This is a genomic window from Glaciihabitans sp. GrIS 2.15, from assembly GCF_035984695.1.
Lineage (GTDB): Bacteria > Actinomycetota > Actinomycetes > Actinomycetales > Microbacteriaceae > Lacisediminihabitans.
This window is the reverse complement of record NZ_JAXCHU010000020.1, coordinates 21,452-37,238: the sequence shown is the minus strand read 5'-3', so window position 1 is coordinate 37,238 and position 15,787 is coordinate 21,452. Positions and strand designations below refer to the sequence as shown.

General features: G+C 64.9%; 17 protein-coding genes and 1 tRNA gene. 3 read left to right on the top strand and 15 right to left on the bottom strand.

The genetic code is table 11. From position 1 onward, the window contains the following. Positions 1-533: 533 nt before the first annotated feature. Positions 534-605: transfer RNA gene (locus RCH11_RS17535), tRNA-Gln, on the bottom strand. 183 nt (positions 606-788) lie between these two features. Between RCH11_RS17535 and RCH11_RS17530 the strand changes: the two genes are divergently transcribed. Beyond that, positions 789-1,622: a cytochrome c oxidase assembly protein gene (locus RCH11_RS17530; RefSeq protein ID WP_327058312.1), complete on the top strand. Its 834-nt coding sequence runs from the start codon at positions 789-791 to the stop codon at positions 1,620-1,622. Between the two features lie 63 nt (positions 1,623-1,685). Here the strand turns inward: RCH11_RS17530 and RCH11_RS17525 are convergent, their stop codons facing one another. The 8 genes from RCH11_RS17525 to RCH11_RS17490 all read right to left on the bottom strand — a co-directional run bounded on the left by RCH11_RS17525 (position 1,686) and on the right by RCH11_RS17490 (position 9,311). After that, complete coding sequence (locus tag RCH11_RS17525) at positions 1,686-2,606, bottom strand: NAD(P)/FAD-dependent oxidoreductase (protein WP_327058311.1); 921 nt, start codon at positions 2,604-2,606, stop codon at positions 1,686-1,688. Between the two features lie 3 nt (positions 2,607-2,609). Continuing rightward, positions 2,610-4,094, bottom strand: coding sequence for a glutamate--tRNA ligase (gltX, locus tag RCH11_RS17520; protein WP_327058310.1), 1,485 nt, complete (start codon positions 4,092-4,094; stop codon positions 2,610-2,612). A gap of 162 nt (positions 4,095-4,256) precedes the next feature. Next, positions 4,257-4,844 (bottom strand): HAAS signaling domain-containing protein, encoded by a 588-nt coding sequence (locus tag RCH11_RS17515; protein WP_327058309.1) that lies wholly within the window; start codon positions 4,842-4,844, stop codon positions 4,257-4,259. Next, positions 4,841-5,173: a PadR family transcriptional regulator gene (locus RCH11_RS17510; RefSeq protein ID WP_327058308.1), complete on the bottom strand. Its 333-nt coding sequence runs from the start codon at positions 5,171-5,173 to the stop codon at positions 4,841-4,843. Before RCH11_RS17510 ends, RCH11_RS17515 begins: the two co-directional genes overlap by 4 nt. Positions 5,174-5,340: 167 nt before the next feature. Next, positions 5,341-6,327, bottom strand: coding sequence for a YeiH family protein (locus RCH11_RS17505; RefSeq protein WP_327058307.1), 987 nt, complete (start codon positions 6,325-6,327; stop codon positions 5,341-5,343). Further along, positions 6,324-7,100, bottom strand: a complete 777-nt coding sequence (locus RCH11_RS17500; protein WP_327058306.1) for a fumarylacetoacetate hydrolase family protein — start codon at positions 7,098-7,100, stop codon at positions 6,324-6,326. Before RCH11_RS17500 ends, RCH11_RS17505 begins: the two co-directional genes overlap by 4 nt. Continuing rightward, positions 7,097-8,230, bottom strand: a complete 1,134-nt coding sequence (locus RCH11_RS17495) for a branched-chain amino acid aminotransferase (protein ID WP_327058305.1) — start codon at positions 8,228-8,230, stop codon at positions 7,097-7,099. The genes RCH11_RS17500 and RCH11_RS17495 overlap by 4 nt, the downstream gene beginning before the upstream one ends. 7 nt (positions 8,231-8,237) lie before the next feature. Then, positions 8,238-9,311 carry a 3-isopropylmalate dehydrogenase gene (locus RCH11_RS17490; RefSeq protein ID WP_327058304.1) on the bottom strand — a complete coding sequence of 358 codons (1,074 nt, stop codon included), beginning with the start codon at positions 9,309-9,311 and terminating at the stop codon, positions 8,238-8,240. A 214-nt stretch (positions 9,312-9,525) separates the two neighbouring features. Between RCH11_RS17490 and RCH11_RS17485 the strand changes: the two genes are divergently transcribed. Further along, positions 9,526-9,777: a DUF6458 family protein gene (locus RCH11_RS17485; protein WP_327058303.1), complete on the top strand. Its 252-nt coding sequence runs from the start codon at positions 9,526-9,528 to the stop codon at positions 9,775-9,777. A 77-nt stretch (positions 9,778-9,854) separates the two neighbouring features. Here the strand turns inward: RCH11_RS17485 and RCH11_RS17480 are convergent, their stop codons facing one another. From RCH11_RS17480 to serA, 3 genes are all read right to left on the bottom strand, one after another. Next, positions 9,855-11,075, bottom strand: a complete 1,221-nt coding sequence (locus RCH11_RS17480; protein WP_327058302.1) for an RNA polymerase sigma factor — start codon at positions 11,073-11,075, stop codon at positions 9,855-9,857. A 57-nt stretch (positions 11,076-11,132) separates the two neighbouring features. Continuing rightward, positions 11,133-11,498, bottom strand: coding sequence for a YciI family protein (locus RCH11_RS17475; RefSeq protein ID WP_327058301.1), 366 nt, complete (start codon positions 11,496-11,498; stop codon positions 11,133-11,135). A 150-nt stretch (positions 11,499-11,648) separates the two neighbouring features. Beyond that, the gene (gene serA / locus RCH11_RS17470) at positions 11,649-13,238 is read right to left on the bottom strand and encodes a phosphoglycerate dehydrogenase (RefSeq protein ID WP_327058300.1); all 1,590 of its coding nucleotides are present in this window, start codon (positions 13,236-13,238) and stop codon (positions 11,649-11,651) included. A gap of 141 nt (positions 13,239-13,379) precedes the next feature. Between serA and RCH11_RS17465 the strand changes: the two genes are divergently transcribed. Further along, complete coding sequence (locus RCH11_RS17465; RefSeq protein ID WP_327058299.1) at positions 13,380-13,781, top strand: DoxX family protein; 402 nt, start codon at positions 13,380-13,382, stop codon at positions 13,779-13,781. 36 nt (positions 13,782-13,817) lie between these two features. Here RCH11_RS17465 and RCH11_RS17460 read toward each other — a convergent pair whose 3' ends face one another. From RCH11_RS17460 to RCH11_RS17450, 3 genes are read right to left on the bottom strand one after another with little or no spacing between them, the layout of a single operon-like run. Then, the gene (locus tag RCH11_RS17460) at positions 13,818-14,210 is read right to left on the bottom strand and encodes a hypothetical protein (protein ID WP_327058298.1); all 393 of its coding nucleotides are present in this window, start codon (positions 14,208-14,210) and stop codon (positions 13,818-13,820) included. Next, positions 14,210-14,614: a hypothetical protein gene (locus RCH11_RS17455; protein ID WP_327058297.1), complete on the bottom strand. Its 405-nt coding sequence runs from the start codon at positions 14,612-14,614 to the stop codon at positions 14,210-14,212. Before RCH11_RS17455 ends, RCH11_RS17460 begins: the two co-directional genes overlap by 1 nt. 11 nt (positions 14,615-14,625) lie before the next feature. After that, complete coding sequence (locus tag RCH11_RS17450; RefSeq protein WP_327058296.1) at positions 14,626-15,774, bottom strand: mannitol-1-phosphate 5-dehydrogenase; 1,149 nt, start codon at positions 15,772-15,774, stop codon at positions 14,626-14,628. Positions 15,775-15,787 lie beyond the last annotated feature (13 nt).

Here is a 15,787-nt window from a genome sequence, read left to right as displayed (position 1 = left end):
ACAACCGACGGTCAGAAACCGGCTTCACCCATCCAGAACGAGGCATACCTCGAAACTACCCCATGGACCCTTAACTGAACGGTATTGCGGCTAAGTCAGTGTATTGAATAGTGCCGAGCTGCCCTGCCAGTGTCCGCGGCCTAGGCAGGGTGCTTCTGTCCGCGGAACCATTTCATCACCTCGGTCAGCTCTTACCGCACATGCCGGCCGATCTTCCGGTGCGGGGGTCCGCTGCGGGTCAGCCGCCAGTACTCCAGGGTCCGCGGCAGGACCTTAAAAAGCGTGGCAACCTCGTCCTGGGTGAGAATGACCGGGAGGGGCGGTGCTGTTGTGTCGACCATGCCCCACAGGTGCGCGCCCCGCGACGGGGATCCGGTAGCCTCCGGGAGCAGCCGGTTGGCACTGCGGCATACGGCTCGAAAAGGTCGCACCAGATGCGTTTTTTGTCCCGTATTTTGTCCTTGGAGATGAAACAGTAGTGACGAGTGACACGAAAAACCCCTAATTTCTGCTTGAAATCAGGGGTTCACAAGCTGGGGTACCTGGACTCGAACCAAGAACAAAAGAATCAGAATCTTCCGTGTTGCCAATTACACCATACCCCACCACACCCGGGACGAACCCGAGCCGACTCGTTACTCTAACGCACCGGTACGGGGTCGCCCAAATGCACGGGCGAGCATTCGGCTGGGCATGACAGACTTTCTGCGATCTCTCCGTTACGAATCGAGCCAGCCACGCCTCCCATCCTGACCTTCCTCACGAGCTGGCGATTCGATCCGGTCTCGGTGAGCTTCATCCTCTTGGCCGCTGGCCTTTATGCGGCCGGTGTTCTGTCACTGCGCCGGCAGCAGGTAGCGTGGCCCCGCCTCCGCACCGTCTGGTTTTTCACGCTCGGGCTGGGATCGTTCGCCGTTGTGAACCTCGGGTTCCTCGGTGTCTGGAGCACTGACCTGCGCTGGGCGTTCACGACCCGCATCGCACTGATGCTCTTCGCCGTTCCCGGTCTGCTCAGCCTCGGTAGGCCGATCGCCCTTGCGAGGCTCGTGCTCGTCGGCTCCTCGCTGGAGACGGTGGATGCCGTGCTCCGGTCGTGGCCCGTACGCTTGGCAGGCAACGCGGTCTTCGCGCCGCTGTTCGCCCTCGTCGCGTTCTCGGTGTTTCTCACGCCCATCGCGGGAAGCCTGCGCGAGAGTTCGGTTGCGGGCGGTATCCTCACCGTCGCGGTGCCCCTGATGGGTCTGCTGATGGTGTTGCCCATCGTCGAGAACACCACCCAGCGCACGAGCTTCTTCATCACGGTGGAGTTTCTACTCGTCTTCGTCGAGCTCGTGGTCGACGCGATTCCGGGAATCGTGCTGCGGTTGAACAATCACATTCTCGACGGGCTCGGTCAGGCTTCGGGTTCGCTTCCGGCCTGGTTTCCCTCGGCCTACCACGACCAGCATCTCTCGGGCGATTTCTTGTGGTTCATCGCCGAGGTCGCCGACGTGCCCGTGCTCATCCTCATGTTCGTGCGCTGGTCACGCATCGATCGCTCAGAAGCCAAGGCGCTTGACGCGCTGACCGACGACGAGATGGATGCCCTGACGCGAGAACACCTGCGCGGACCGCGGGACTAGTCTGCGGTCCCTATACGTATCGCTGGGCGATCGAATAATCGACCGGCGGCGATGAGCCGCGGGTCAGTGGCTGGGGATGCCAATCAGATCACGATTGATCGCGGCAGCAGTGCGCGCGCCCGCACCGGCAGCCACAATGAGCTGCTGCGGACCCGGCGCGGTGGAGTCGCCCGCGGCGTACACGCCAGCGACGTTGGTTCGGCCGTCAGCGTCCGTGGTGAGGAGTCCCCAGCCATCCGTCGCAAGACCGAGCGCAGAGACATAACCGAGAGTCGCATCCCAATGCGGGCGGACGAAGCCACCTTCCACTGCAATCGAGGTTCCATCCGCCAGCCGCACCGCGGAGACGACGCCGCGCTCACCGACAACGTCATCGATGACGCCACGTTCGACGCGCACCCCACGCCCAGCAAGTAAAGCCTCCTGGGCATCCGTGATGCGCCCGATATTATTCGTGAACACAGTGAGATTGCGGCTCCACTGGGCAATCAACAACGCTCGCGCGGCGAGGTCGCTCGTCTCGCCGATGAGCGCGAGGGGTTGATCGCTGTGCTCGTAGCCGTCACATTCGGCACAGCTAAACAATCCGAGGCCATAGAACGAGCGGATGCTCGGCAGCGCCGGCAGCGTCTCCTTCAGTCCGGTCGCCACGAGTATCGCCGACGCGGTGACCGACCTGCTTGGGGAGCCGTTGATCCCCTTCGCCTCGAGCGCGAATGCGCCAGCTGACTCAACAACGGAAAGGACCGTCGCCTTCTGCACCTCGACCTCCGGGTACCGCTCGAGTTCTTCGCGCGCGAGCCGACGGAGCTCGTGTGGCGCGATGCCGTCGCGCGTGATGAAGCCCCAGGAGATCATCGTCGCCGCGTTACGAGGCCGGTTTGCATCGAGCAGCAGTACCCGGCGACGGGCGCGCGCAAGGTTCAGTGCCGCGCTCAGCCCGGCGGGCCCGGCACCGACGATGGCAACGTCGTAGTGTTCCATCGGCTAAAGGGCGGCCGCGAGCCGGGTGAGTCGCGCGAGCGTCGACTCCTTGCCGAGCAACTGCATCGACTCGAACAGTGGGGGGCTGATTCGCTTGCCCGAGAGCGCCGTGCGCAGCGGACCGAAACCGATGCGCGGCTTGAGTCCGCCGCCCTCGATCAGCTCGGCACGCAGCACCCGTTCAATCTCGGCGTGGGACCAGTCAGTAACCTGCTCGAGCGCGCCGACGGCGGCATCGAGAATCTCGGCCGAGCCCGCCGGGGGCGTGGCGTCCGCGTCGACCTTTATCGAGTCATCCGCCGCGAAGAAGAATCCGAGCAGTGCCGGAGCCTCGCCAAGTAGCTGCATGCGTTCCTGAACGAGCGGGCCGGCCTCGCGCAGGATGGCCTGCTCGGTGCCGGTCGGCGGATCGGAGACGAGCCCAGTCAGGTAGGGAAGCAGGCGCTCCACGAAGACATCCGGGGCCAGCAGGCGGATGTGGTCGCCGTTGATCGACTCGGCCTTCTTCACGTCGAAGCGGGCCGGGTTGGGGTTCACGTCGACGATGTCGAAGGCGGCGACCATCTCATCCATGGTGAACACGTCGCGGTCGTGGCTGAGCGACCAGCCAAGCAGCGAGAGGTAATTAAGCAGCCCCTCGGGGATGAACCCTCGCTCGCGATGGTGGAACAGGTTGGACTCGGGGTCGCGCTTGGAGAGCTTCTTATTGCCCTCCCCCATCACGTACGGCATGTGGCCGAAACGCGGGATGGCGGTGGCCACTCCGATCTCGATGAGGGCGTGATAGAGCGCGATCTGCCGCGGGGTGGACGACAGCAGGTCCTCGCCGCGCAGCACGTGCGTGATTCCCATGAGCGCGTCATCCACCGGGTTCACGAAGGTGTAGAGCGGCGCACCGTTGGGGCGCACGACCACGAAGTCCACGAAGGATCCGGCCGGGAACGTGATCTCCCCGCGCACCAGGTCGTCGAACGAAAGATCGGTATCAGGCACGCGCAGCCGCAGGGCGGGGGTGCGCCCCTCGGCGCGATAGGCAGCCTTCGCTTCCTCGCTCAGCTCGCGTTCGAAATTGTCGTAGCCCTGCTTCGGATCACGCCCGTTCTGGATGTTTCGGGCCTCGATCTCCGCCGCCGTGGCGTAGCTCTCATAGAGGTGCCCGCTCGCCCGAAGCTGCTCGATCACCGCAGAGTAAATCTCGCCGCGCTGGGACTGTCGATAGGGCTCGTGCGGGCCACCGACACCGACACCCTCGTCCCAGTCGATGTTCAGCCAGCTGAGCGCGTCGAGAAGTTGCAGGTAGCTTTCCTCGCTGTCGCGCGCGGCGTCGGTGTCTTCGATGCGAAAGATCATCCGACCGCCGGTGTGCCGGGCGTAGGCCCAGTTGAAGAGGGCCGTGCGGATGAGTCCGACGTGCGGGGTTCCGGTGGGCGAGGGGCAGAAACGGACGCGGACGTCGGCTCCACTGGCTGTGCTGAAAGAGGGTGACATGGCCAGAGAAGCTTACCCGGGAGCAGTTTTGAGTATGCCTGTGCCCGGGCAGCCGCTGGCCGGAACCATGCGCCCGTTTGTCAGCCATGCGGTGAATCATCGGGCTGCATGGCTGACAAAACGGCGCATGGTGAGCCGGAACGCTGGTCGGCTACGGCGGAATCAGGGCCGGGCCCGGAACCACCCACGACGACTCAGGATGATTCCGATCACGATCGAGGCGAGAGCCGGCCCCGCTAGTGCACCGAGTACGACCGCGTGCCACCAGGAAATACCCGATCCGCCGATCGCCAAGCTGGAGAAGAGCAGAATGCCGACCGCGGGCGGCACGATCGTCGCGACGAGCTTCTCGCCGCGAGTCCAGAGTGGCGACACCCACAGCAGCATGATTCCCGCCACCCATCCGGCCAACGGCACCAGGAGCCCTCCGAATTCGAGGAGCAACGCTGTCACGACGACATACCAGTGCTGCTCGGATGTCCGGGATGGCGTGAGTATCGCGGCCGACGGGTTCGGGGCGGCACCGGCGCGGGCCTCCGCTTGGGCCTCGGCGCGGGCCTCTGCGGCGATGAATGCGGGGTCGCCGAGGGATTCGATGCGGGATGCCGCGGCCACGGCATCCAGCCCCTCCAGCTCTTCGGCAACCCCCGCCACGATGCCCTGCCGCACGTCGTCGGGTACGCCGGCCAGGGTGCGATCAAGCTCGCCAAGGTAGCTACGGACGACCTGCGGGGTGCTGGTTTTGGTCATGGGCTGTCCTCTCCGACAATTTCGTTCACGGTGCGGGCGAATGGCCCCCATTGCTCGCGGAAGATGGTGAGCTGGCGATGTCCGGTTTCGGTGACCCGGTAATAGCGACGGGACGGTCCGGCATCCGACTGCCGATCGAAGCTGCTGACGAGGCCCTGCGCGCGCAGTCGGCTGAGAATCGGGTAGAGCGTACCGATGCTCGCGATCAGGCCGCGCGAGACGAGAGCCTCCGAGAGCTGCCAGCCGTAGGTCGGCTCAGAGGCCAACAGCCCGAGGACGCAGTACTCGACCACTCCCTTCCGAAGTTGCGCGCCCACATCAACTGCCATGCATCACACGATAGTGTGCCTCGCACGATAGCGCAATGCGCGGGTCCGTGATCGCCCCAGCGACCAACCGCGCCGTCGAAAGTCAGCCATGCGGCCAAACGTCAGGCTGCATGGCTGACACAAAGGCGCAGGGACGCCGGATGCTGGATTGGGCGCAGGCGCAGCCCTCAGGAGAGGTACACGACAGCCAACGCGAGGCCGAGGATCGCGATCCACGACACCAACCCCGCGCCGATCGCCCGCACGCCGGACCGAGCAAGCTGCTCGAGACGCAACGAGGCACCGATGCCGAACAGGGCACTCGCGAGAAGTGCCGACTGCACGACGTCGGCAATCGAGAGCAGGGCATCCGGGAGCGGAACAAACGAACGAAGCAGCACCGCCGCGACGAAGCCGATGATGAATAGCGGCACGATCGCTGGCCTGGCTTCGGATGTCTCGAGCGTCGAGTCGCGCCGGCGGGTCTGGATCGAGGCGATCGCAACCATGGGTGCGAGCATCAATACCCGCGTGAGTTTGACGACGACGGCGACCGCGAGGGCTGCAGCACCGGCGGTCTGTGCCGTCGCGACGACCTGCCCGACGTCATGCACGCTTGCGCCCACCCAGTGTCCGAACTGGCGGTTGCCAAGACCAAGCAGCCCGGCGAGTGCCGGCAGAACGACGATTGCGAGCGTGCCGTAGAGGGTGACAAGGGTGATGGGTGTGCCGGTGTCTTCCTCGCGCGAGCGGCGAGCGGCGGCCATTGCACCGACCGCCGAGACCCCGCAGATCGAGAACCCCGCCGCCATCAGCACTGCCTGGTCACCCTCGAGCCGGAACAGTCGGCCGACGAGCCAGGTAATGACGAAGCTCACGGCGACAAGAATCACGATAGCGAGGATGGCAACCCAGCCGAGCCGAGCGATGTCACCGAGGCTGAGTTTGAGCCCGAGCACCACAATTCCGAGTCGCAGAAGTCGACGGCCCGCTAGCGTGAGACCCGGCTTGAGCGCTCCATCGAGGCTCCCACGGAAGCGTGGGATGGATGAGATGAGCACACCAAGGATGAGCGCCGCCGTGAGCCAGGGGAGGCCGGGCAGCAACAGGTGCACGCCGTAGCCCGCGGCCGCGCCGATTGCGGCGAGAGCGAGGCCGGGGAGCGTGGTCCTCACACGCGGTTTTTCGCGGGGTTGCTCAGCGTGCCGATTCCTTCGATCGTGATGTCGATGACCTGCCCGTCGAGAAAACCTCCCGGTCCAGCCGGCGTGCCGGTCATGATCACATCGCCGGGGAGAAGGGTCCAGACATCCGAAACGTATTCGATGATCTCGGGGATCTTGTGCAGCATGTCCCGAGTATTGCCCCGGCGGCGCGGTTCGCCGTCGACGAAGGTTTGAATCTCGAGGTTGGACCAGTCAAGCTCGGTCTCGATCACCGGTCCGAGCGGCGCGAAAGTGTCGTATCCCTTGGCGCGAGCCCACTGCCCGTCTGCGAACATCTGGTCTCGCGCCGATACGTCGTTGCCGATCGTGTAGCCGAAGATCACCTCGGCATAGTCGGCGGCCTTCACGCGCTTGGCGATTTTGCCGATCACGATCACGAGCTCGCCCTCGTGCACGATGCGTCCCTCGACCGGCGGCATTTGGATCGCGTCGCCGGGGCCGACCACGGCCGTGTTCGGCTTGAGGAAGATGAGGGGCGCCTCCGGGCTCGCTGCGTCATTCTTGAGCTCGTCACGGTGCGCCGCGTAGTTGAGGCCGATACAGACCACCTTCGAGCGCGGGATGACCGGGGCAAGCAACTTCACGTCGGTGGCGGCGACGCGCTCCCCGGTGGTTCCGAACCCGCTGAACATGGGGTCGCCGGAGAGCACGACATAGTCGTCGCCATCGAGGATGCCGTACCGGGGATCTCCGCCGCCGACCGAGAAGCGGGCTATCTTCACAGTGCTGTCGGCCCGGTGCCATCGAGAGACGCGATGCGGTCGAGGCGCGTCATCCAGCCGTGGCGGTCCTCGACCGTACCGTACTGAATTCCCGTGAGCTCCTCGCGGAGCGACAGCGCGAGTGCACTGCTCTCGTGCACGATCTCGAAGCCCTCGGCCTTGAGAAGTCCGATCGGCGCGACAACCGCGGCCGTGCCGCACGCGAAGGCCTCGACGATGTCACCGGATGCAGCGCCCTCCCGCCATTCATCGATGGTCACGCGGCGCCGTTCGACGGTGTGCCCACGGTCCTCGGCGAGCTGCAGGATCGAGTCGCGGGTGATCCCCTCGAGGATGCTGTCGGACACCGGGGTGACCAGAGTGCCGTCCTTCTTCACCAACACGATGTTCATGCCGCCGAGCTCCTCGAGAAACCTCCCCTCCTCGGAGTCGAGGAACAGCACCTGGGCGCAGCCCTGCTCGTAGGCCTCGGCCTGGGCGATCAACGACGACGCATAGTTTCCGCCGGTCTTGGCAGCACCGGTACCCCCCCTGCCCGCCCGCGAATAGGTGGTCGACAGCCAGATGGACACGGGCGCGAGCCCACCCGTGAAGTAGGCCCCGGCCGGGCTGGCGATCAGGTAAAAGTTCACCTTCTCGGCGGGGCGCACACCGAGGAACGCTTCCTTGGCAAACATGAAGGGGCGCAGGTACAGGCTCGTGTCTGGCGCGGTCGGCACCCAGGCCGCATCCACGGCGATGAGCTCTCGCAGCGAGTCGAGAAAGTACTCGGTGGGAAGCTCCGGAAGGGCCATGCGCCGGGCCGACCGCTGCATGCGCGCGGCATTCGCCTCGGGACGGAAGCACCAGATCGAGCCATCGGCGTGCCGGTAGGCCTTGAGCCCCTCGAAGATCTCCTGTCCGTAATGCAGAACAGCCGCGGCCGGGTCGAGCTCGATCGGGCCGTAGGGCTGCACCCGCGGGCGGTGCCAGCCTCCTCTGGCCGACCAGCAGATGTCGACCATGTGGTCGGTGAAGTGCTTACCGAAACCCGGGTCGGCCAGTATTTCCGTGCGCTCGAGCTCGGCGCGGGCCTCCGGGTTGAGCCGACGGGTGAAGTTGAGTGTGGCTGGAGCCAGCAGATTTTTCATGGTGTCCCTAATTGCTGCGGAGTCTTACATTGTGCGCCAGGAGCGAGCGGATGGCATCCCCGACCTGCGACGTGGTTCTCGCCGCGGTCCCGCGCGCGGCGAGATCCCCGGTGACGGCCGCGGTAACCTGCGCGGCCGCATCCGCGAGCTCGAGATGATCGAGCAGAAGTGCCACGGACAGGATGGCCGCGGTGGGGTCGGCCTTCTGTTGCCCGGCGATATCCGGCGCCGAACCATGCACCGGCTCGAACATCGACGGGAATGTACCGTCGGGATTGATGTTGCCCGATGCGGCAAGTCCGATGCCACCGCTGATCGCCGCCGCGAGATCGGTGAGGATGTCGCCAAAAAGGTTGTCCGTGACGATGACATCAAACCTAGCCGGGTCGGTGACCAGGAAGATGGTTGCGGCATCCACGTGCAGGTAGTCCACAGCGATGTCGGGAAAGTCGAGGGCTACCCGGTCGACCGTGCGCTGCCAGAGACTGCCCGCGTTGGTGAGCACATTGGTCTTGTGCACGAGTGTCAGCTTGTGACGCGGGCGGGCGGATGCGGCCGCGAACCCGTACCGCACCAGCCGTTCCACCCCGAAGGCGGTGTTCACCGAGACCTCGTTCGCCACCTCGTGCGGGGTACCAACGCGGATGGCGCCGCCGTTGCCCACATAGGGACCCTCCGTGCCCTCACGCACCACAACGAAGTCGATGAGCCCAGGGGCGGCGAGAGGCGAGTCGATGCCGGGCAGTAGTCGAGTGGGACGCAGGTTCACATAGTGGTCGAGTGCAAAACGGAGCCGCAGCAGGAGCCCCCGCTCGATCAGTCCGCCAGCGAGGCGTGCATCCCGTGGATCTCCGCCGACAGCGCCGAGCAGAATGGCGTCGTGTCTCTTGAGCGCGTCGAGTCCCGCATCGCTCAGGATCTCCCCCGTAGCGAGATAGTGCGAGGCACCGAAAGGAAAATACGTGGTCGTGATCTCGACATCGGTCGGTATCACCGCTTCGAGCACTTTCACGGCTTCGGCGATGACCTCGGGCCCGATTCCGTCACCGGGGATGAGTGCGAGTGCGATGGTGCGGGGCATGGGATGACTCCTCGGTGCAATCGAGATGGCGATCGGCCACGCAGAGCGGCGACTGCGCTTTCCTGCCGGTTCCCAGCGTACCGGCAGGAGATTATCGTGGATCTTGGCCCCCTTTCAGGGGGCAGACGGATAGCATAGGGGGCGGACACTGGACCTGTGAGCCATTTTCTTGGTACACATTCACTCCATCAAGGCAGCACTGGAAGGACTCTTCATGGGTATCGGTACAGGCATTTTTCTTTTCGTCGTCGGCGCAATCGTGGCGTTCGCCCTCAGCCTCACTGTTCCGGGGGTAGATCTGCACCTCGTCGGGTACCTTCTCATGGGCGCTGGCGTGGTCGTATTTCTGATTTCGATCATCATGGTCACACGCAAGCGGTCGACGGTTTCGACGACTCGGACCGCGGTGGACCCAACGGGGACAGAAAAGACCACCAGTCAGGAAACTCGGGGCGACGTCATCTAGTCCCCTCATGAACCGACGCGCTCCCCTCCGATTCGGGTTCGGAAGGGGGCGCGTCATCGTTTATGGGCGCGCTGTGGTTAACGGGCTCGCCGTGCCAGACGTTCGGACACTCTCGCGTAATAGCGAAGCAGGGCCTCGTTCTTCTCACCGAGGGATGCCGCGGCCAGCGCCTCGCTGGCCAAACCTTCCTCTCCCCTGCGCTCCTCGACGTCCGCAAGGGCCGCGAAGACGCGGCGGTCGAACTCGGCGCTTGCCCGTCCGCTGAGCCGACGCAGTTCGACTGCGGCACGATCGAGCTCCGACGGTCCGAGATGACTGCGGGCGATGATGCCCCCGAGTATGACCACCGGCGCCGGCCAGACCCGGGAAAGCCCGTGATAGAGGGTTGAGATCGCCCCCCAGTCCGTCTCCGCCCAGGTCGCTGCAGAGCTGTGCAGGCCGGCGATGCCAGCCTGCAGGGCGAACCGCCCGCCACCGGGAAGTGCCAGCGCGGCGAGTTCCAGCCCTCGTCGGATGCGTCGCCGCCCCCAGACGGACCGGTCGACCTCCGCGAGGGTAAGCGGCATGCCGTCCAGGGTGGTGCGCGCGGCGACTCGGGCTTCGCCGAGCTCGATCAGGGCCAACAGCCCGAGAGCTTCGGTATCCCCGGGATATTCCGCCACGATCGAGCGGGCGAGAAGGATCGCCAGCCCGGATAACCGCGAGTCTATGAGGTCGCTCCCCGCGACCGCGGTGTGCCCCAGTGTGTAGACGCCATAGATGGTGGTGAGCGCGGCGCCGAGTCGCTCGGCACGATCCTCCGTACCCGGCCAGGAGAATCGCTCGCCGGAGCGGGCGATCGCCTGCTTCGCCCGGGTGAGCCGTGCCGCGATCGTCGCTCCCGAGGTGCCGAAGAAGTCGGCGATATCCGCAGTCGGTACACCGCAGACGATGCGGAGCGCGAGGGCGACCTGCTGCTCCGCGGAGAGCAGCGGATCGCACGCTACGTAGATAAGGCCGAGCCGGTCGTCGATCTCTTCTGCTGAATCCTCCTGGGCCGCGGGTTCGGCGAACAGCGGCAATTTGTGTTGGAGCACCGCTTCGCGACGCAGCAAATCGACCGCGATATGCCGTGCCGTTGTCGTGACCCACGCGCCGATGTTCCGGAGCTCTTCCCCTGCGGCAATGCGATCGGCCGCGCGAGCGAAGGCCTCCTGTGTGCTCTCCTCCGCGACATCCACGCTGCCGTAGGCGCGGAGAATTGCCCCGACGACGCGGGGCCATTCCTCGGCGAATGCCGTCTCGAGCGCCGAGTTCATGCGTTCATTCTGCTCATGCGTTCATTCTGGCCCCGCACACGATCGGGTGGTGGCTCACTACATTCCAGACATGTCCCAGATTGGGCGGAGCTCCAGGCGATCTCCGGTAGGGCAGAGCGCAGCGAGTGCCTTGGCTTGGTCGAGAGACTCGGCCTCGATCACGTAGTAGCCACTGACGACCTCGGTGGTCTCAGCCAGCGGCCCGTTCGTGAACACCGCAGGGTGCCCGTCTTTCGCCGGCACGATCCCGACCGACGCCGTCGACGGCTGCAGGGCCTCTCCCCCGAGTATCTTGGCCCCTGCCGCAGCCACTGCGGCAGAAAATACACCGTGTGCCCGACCCGCTTCTTCCATCGCGCTATCGGGAACCGAGGCCGGGTCCCACGTCGGTTCGACGATGAGGATGAGGTATTTGTCCGACATGATCACTCCCTGGGGTAACGGACCCGCTCCGATTCGGCTGGCCCTTCTTCCCTACGACGAACGACCTCCGTCGAAATCGACACCGTGAGGAAGAATTCGCTGCTCGGACCATACTCGGGCCGCGCCGGTGGGCGCTTCCAAGCAGATGGTCTAGTCGGTGATGTCGATCTCGCACAGGAGATCGGCCTGGATCGCCTCGCGCACGGCCTCCAGCAGTCCATCGGGTACCGGGGAGTCGACGGTGAGCACGCTCAGCGCCTGGCCGCCCGCCTCGCGACGGCTGATCTGCATTCCCGCGATGTTGATGCCAGCCTCGCCGAACTCCTTACCGTAGACCGCGACGATGCCGGGGCGATCGGTGTAGATCATCACGATGAGGTGCTCGGCGACCGGCACCTCCACGTCATATCCGTTGATCTCCACGATCTTCTGCGTCTGCTTCTGCCCGGTGAGGGTGCCAGAGACAGAGATCTGGCTGCCATCGCTGAGCGTGCCACGGATGGTCAGCAGGTTGCGGTACTCGTCGCTCACGGCATCCGTCGTCAGGCGCACAGTAATGCCACGCTGTTCGGCGAGGAGGGGCGCGTTCACATAGCTCACGGACTCACTCACGACATTGGTGAAGATGCCTTTGAGCGCCGCCAACTTCAGCACCTTGACGTCGAACTCCACGATCTCGCCGCGGATCTCCACGTCGACCGCGGTGATCGGACTCGTAGCGAGCCCGGCAAAAAGCTGGCCGAGCTTCTCCATCAACGGGATGCCCGGGCGCACGGTCGGGTCGATCACGCCGCCGGCCACATTCACCGCATCCGGCACGAGCTCGCCAGAGAGGGCGAGGCGCACTGATCTCGCGACCGACACACCAGCCTTTTCCTGCGCTTCGTCGGTCGAAGCGCCGAGGTGGGGCGTGACAACGATGTTGGGCAGCGCGAGCAGCGGCGAACCGACGGGGGGTTCGTTGACGAAGACGTCGAGTCCCGCGCCGGCGATCGTCCCAGCGGTGAGCGCGCGGTAGAGGGCATCCTCGTCGATGAGGCCACCCCGAGCGACGTTGACGATGTATGCCGTGTCTTTCATGAGGGCGAACTGGTCGTCGCCGATCATTCCGGTGGTCTCCGGAGTCTTCGGCATATGGATGGTCACGAAGTCGGACTGGGCGAGCAGGTCTTCGAGGCTCAGCAACGTGACGCCGAGTTGTTGTGCTCGCGCGGCGGTGACGTAGGGGTCATAGGCGACGATAGTGGTACCGAACGCCTGCATGCGGGCGGTGATCAGCGCCCCGATGCGGCCGAGACCGATGATACCGATCGTCTTTTCGAAGAGCTCGACGCCGGTGTACTTCGAGCGCTTCCATTGTCCGGCGGCGAGCGCGCCGTGGGCCGCCGGGATGTGGCGGGCGAGGCTCAGGATGTGCCCTACCGTGAGCTCGGCGGCCGAGATGATGTTGGAGGTCGGCGCATTGACGACCATCACACCGGCCTCGGTGGCGGCCTTGATGTCTACGTTATCGAGTCCGACGCCGGCGCGCGCGATGACCTTCAGGTGCTGTGCGGCAGCGATCGCCTCGGCGTCCACCTGCGTTGCGGAGCGGATGAGCACGGCGCTCGCCTCGGCGAGCGCCGCAAGCAACGCCGGCCGGTCCGTGCCGTCGACGGTGTGCACGTCGAAGTCGGGACCGAGGGCCTCGACGGTAGCAGGAGAGAGTTCTTCAGCGATCACAACGATCGGCTTTGCCACGAATCGGATCCTTCGTTTGGAGAAGAGGGGGGAATTCGCGACGCGACGAGCGCATCGGCCCTTGAACTTTATCCCACCGCTCGCGAATCGCTCCGCAGTGTGACGCCGAGCGGCACGATGCCGCTCTGCGAGGATGGACGGATGACCGCCTTCGAGATCCTGCAGCTCGTGCTCCGAATACTGCTGGCGATGGCGTTCGTAGGGATGGGTCTCACTCACTTTCGTCCCGGTCCCGCCCGAGGGATGGCCGCGATGATCCCGGAATACTTCCTGCGCGGCGGCCTGCTGACCGGCAAGAACCTGGTGCGGTTCACCGGGGTCTGCGAGATCGCCGGAGGTGTCGGACTGCTTCTGCCGATGACGAGCTTTCTCGCCGGCATCATGCTCGTGGTCTTTCTCGTCGCGGTATTTCCGGCGAATCATTTCGCGTCGCAGCACCCGGAGCGGTTCGGCGCTGCGGCGATACCGTTCTGGCCCCGATACATCGCCCAGCTGGTGCTCATCGCCGTGATCCTGGTGTCGATCGTGACCGTTCCGCGCTGACTAATGTGCTGAGTGATGAGCTGACTGCCGAACCGATCAGGCGAGGGCTTCCACCGACAGCGTCATCGCCGCCACCAGGGTCAGTCCGATCGCGAAGAGCAACACTTTCAGTAGCACCGGCTTTCGCCGACCGAGCACGAACGCGAGCGCGAAGGCGATCGGCGCGAGAAGCACGTCGATCACGAGCCAGACCCAGGGAATCGGCACGGGGGCGAGCTTCACAACCGCCCGCGCCTGGTTGTACAGATTTATCTGCGAGGTGACCCCGACCACGTTCGAGATCGCCTCGAACAGGTTGTACACGTAAAAGAGTCCAAACGCGATCGCGATAGTGATGCTGAGCCACCCGAGGTGTCCCGCGCGACTCACTGTGGAATTTTCGTCGCGCTCGGTCTCGAGCGGAGTCTCGGCGGGATCGGTGTCGGTCATCAGGCTCCCGGTCCAACGATGAATGGCCACGGCGCGAGCAATACCACTCCGAGCACTAGCCAAAGTATTCGTACGCCCGCGCGACACTCGCGGGCCAGAACGAGCACCCCGACGAACCAGGCCGCCGGAGCGACGATCGCAAGGATCCCGCGCAGCTGGTACATGAACGCGAAGAACAGGTTCGCGCTCGGCGCGGTAGTGCGCTGCACGGCGATGATCCAGCCGACGATGAACAGCAGAAAGACGCCGCCGAAGACCCCGAGAGTCACGAGAAGCGCAGAACTCATGCCCGGTTCGCCCCGCTCTGCGTCATCGGCCGGATGGTCGGTGGCAGGCGCATCGACATGGGTCGGGTCACTCTCTATACCCCAGCTGAGGCCTTCATCGTCCGGATCAACGGCCATAAAAAATCACCCTAACGGTTCAAGCGGAGCTGGATGACTTCGACCAGGTGAGGAAACAGGGCATGATCCGGTTCGATGCCGGTGATTGCGACGACGAGTTCGTTCGCCGGCAGGCCGCTCGAGAGGAGTTCCTGCAACTGCACGCTCTCCTCGTCCCCCGGCACGTCGAATCGCAGGGTGGCGCCGACCGCGTTGAGCAGTGCCCAGGCCGGCATCCCGCGCTCGGCGAGTTCTGCTGCGGGACCGATGAATCGCTCGGTGCGTCCGAGCTTGCGCATCGGGTTGCGACCGACCCTCTCGCAGGTATCGGGAAGGTGGGGATTGGAAATACGAATGAGCGTCTTCTCGATGTAGGCCTGTTGCTCGTCGGCGTCGAACTCGTGCTTGGCGACGAGAAGGGACTTCGTCTCGGCGAGGGCGGCACGCACCTCTGCCTGCAGTTCGGGTGTGGCCAGGGCTTCGCGGATCGACACCCAGCCGCGATCGATGCCGTGATAGGCCGCTGCCGCGTGGGCGGTGTTCACGGTGAAGAGTTTGCGTTCGATGTACGGAGCGAGATCGTCCACCCAGGTGATGCCATAGATGTCGGGCGTGCGGCTGCTCCCGTCGTGGCCGTGGAAGGGTGTGCGGTCGACGACCCACTCGAAGAAGGATTCGATCGTGACATCCAGTCCGCCGTCCTGCTCCGGCACGATGCGGTCGATCGCGCAATTGGCGAAGACCGCGTTATGCGCCGGGGCATGTTTGCGCACATGCCCGGCGAGGATGTCGGTGCCGCCGAGTGCGTTCTCGCAGGCGATGATTGTGAGCTTGGCGGCATTTTTCTGCCGAGCATCCAGTCCCTTGGCGATCACGGGGGCGATGAACTGCAGGATGCGGGCGCCGACGGCCGTCGTCACGACGTCCGCAGCGGCGATCGCCGCCACCACCTCGGCCTCCTGCGTTCGGCTGTTCAGAGCCCGAAAATTATCGACGACGCTCGACCGGGAGTCTGCTCCGACCTCGTGCACGTGGTAGCTGTCGACCGCCTGGAGCTCTGCGATGACGTGCTCGTCAACGTCGGCAAAGACCACCTCGTATCCGCTTGCATGCAAGAACTGGGCGACGAAGCCGCGACCGATGTTGCCGGCGCCGAAATGGACAGCGGTCTTGGTACTCATGGCTGCCAAGTTT

Excerpts from the sequence above, each read along its gene's own strand:
- RCH11_RS17525 (WP_327058311.1), bottom strand. The coding sequence starts at position 2,606 with ATGGAACACTACGACGTTGCCATCGTCGGTGCCGGGCCCGCCGGGCTG.
- gltX (WP_327058310.1), bottom strand. The coding sequence starts at position 4,094 with ATGTCACCCTCTTTCAGCACAGCCAGTGGAGCCGACGTCCGCGTCCGT.
- RCH11_RS17515 (WP_327058309.1), bottom strand. The coding sequence starts at position 4,844 with ATGACCAAAACCAGCACCCCGCAGGTCGTCCGTAGCTACCTTGGCGAG.
- RCH11_RS17510 (WP_327058308.1), bottom strand. The coding sequence starts at position 5,173 with ATGGCAGTTGATGTGGGCGCGCAACTTCGGAAGGGAGTGGTCGAGTAC.
- RCH11_RS17495 (WP_327058305.1), bottom strand. The coding sequence starts at position 8,230 with ATGAAAAATCTGCTGGCTCCAGCCACACTCAACTTCACCCGTCGGCTC.
- RCH11_RS17490 (WP_327058304.1), bottom strand. The coding sequence starts at position 9,311 with ATGCCCCGCACCATCGCACTCGCACTCATCCCCGGTGACGGAATCGGG.
- RCH11_RS17485 (WP_327058303.1), top strand. The coding sequence starts at position 9,526 with ATGGGTATCGGTACAGGCATTTTTCTTTTCGTCGTCGGCGCAATCGTG.
- RCH11_RS17480 (WP_327058302.1), bottom strand. The coding sequence starts at position 11,075 with ATGAACTCGGCGCTCGAGACGGCATTCGCCGAGGAATGGCCCCGCGTC.
- RCH11_RS17475 (WP_327058301.1), bottom strand. The coding sequence starts at position 11,498 with ATGTCGGACAAATACCTCATCCTCATCGTCGAACCGACGTGGGACCCG.
- RCH11_RS17465 (WP_327058299.1), top strand. The coding sequence starts at position 13,380 with ATGACCGCCTTCGAGATCCTGCAGCTCGTGCTCCGAATACTGCTGGCG.
- RCH11_RS17460 (WP_327058298.1), bottom strand. The coding sequence starts at position 14,210 with ATGACCGACACCGATCCCGCCGAGACTCCGCTCGAGACCGAGCGCGAC.
- RCH11_RS17455 (WP_327058297.1), bottom strand. The coding sequence starts at position 14,614 with ATGGCCGTTGATCCGGACGATGAAGGCCTCAGCTGGGGTATAGAGAGT.
- RCH11_RS17450 (WP_327058296.1), bottom strand. The coding sequence starts at position 15,774 with ATGAGTACCAAGACCGCTGTCCATTTCGGCGCCGGCAACATCGGTCGC.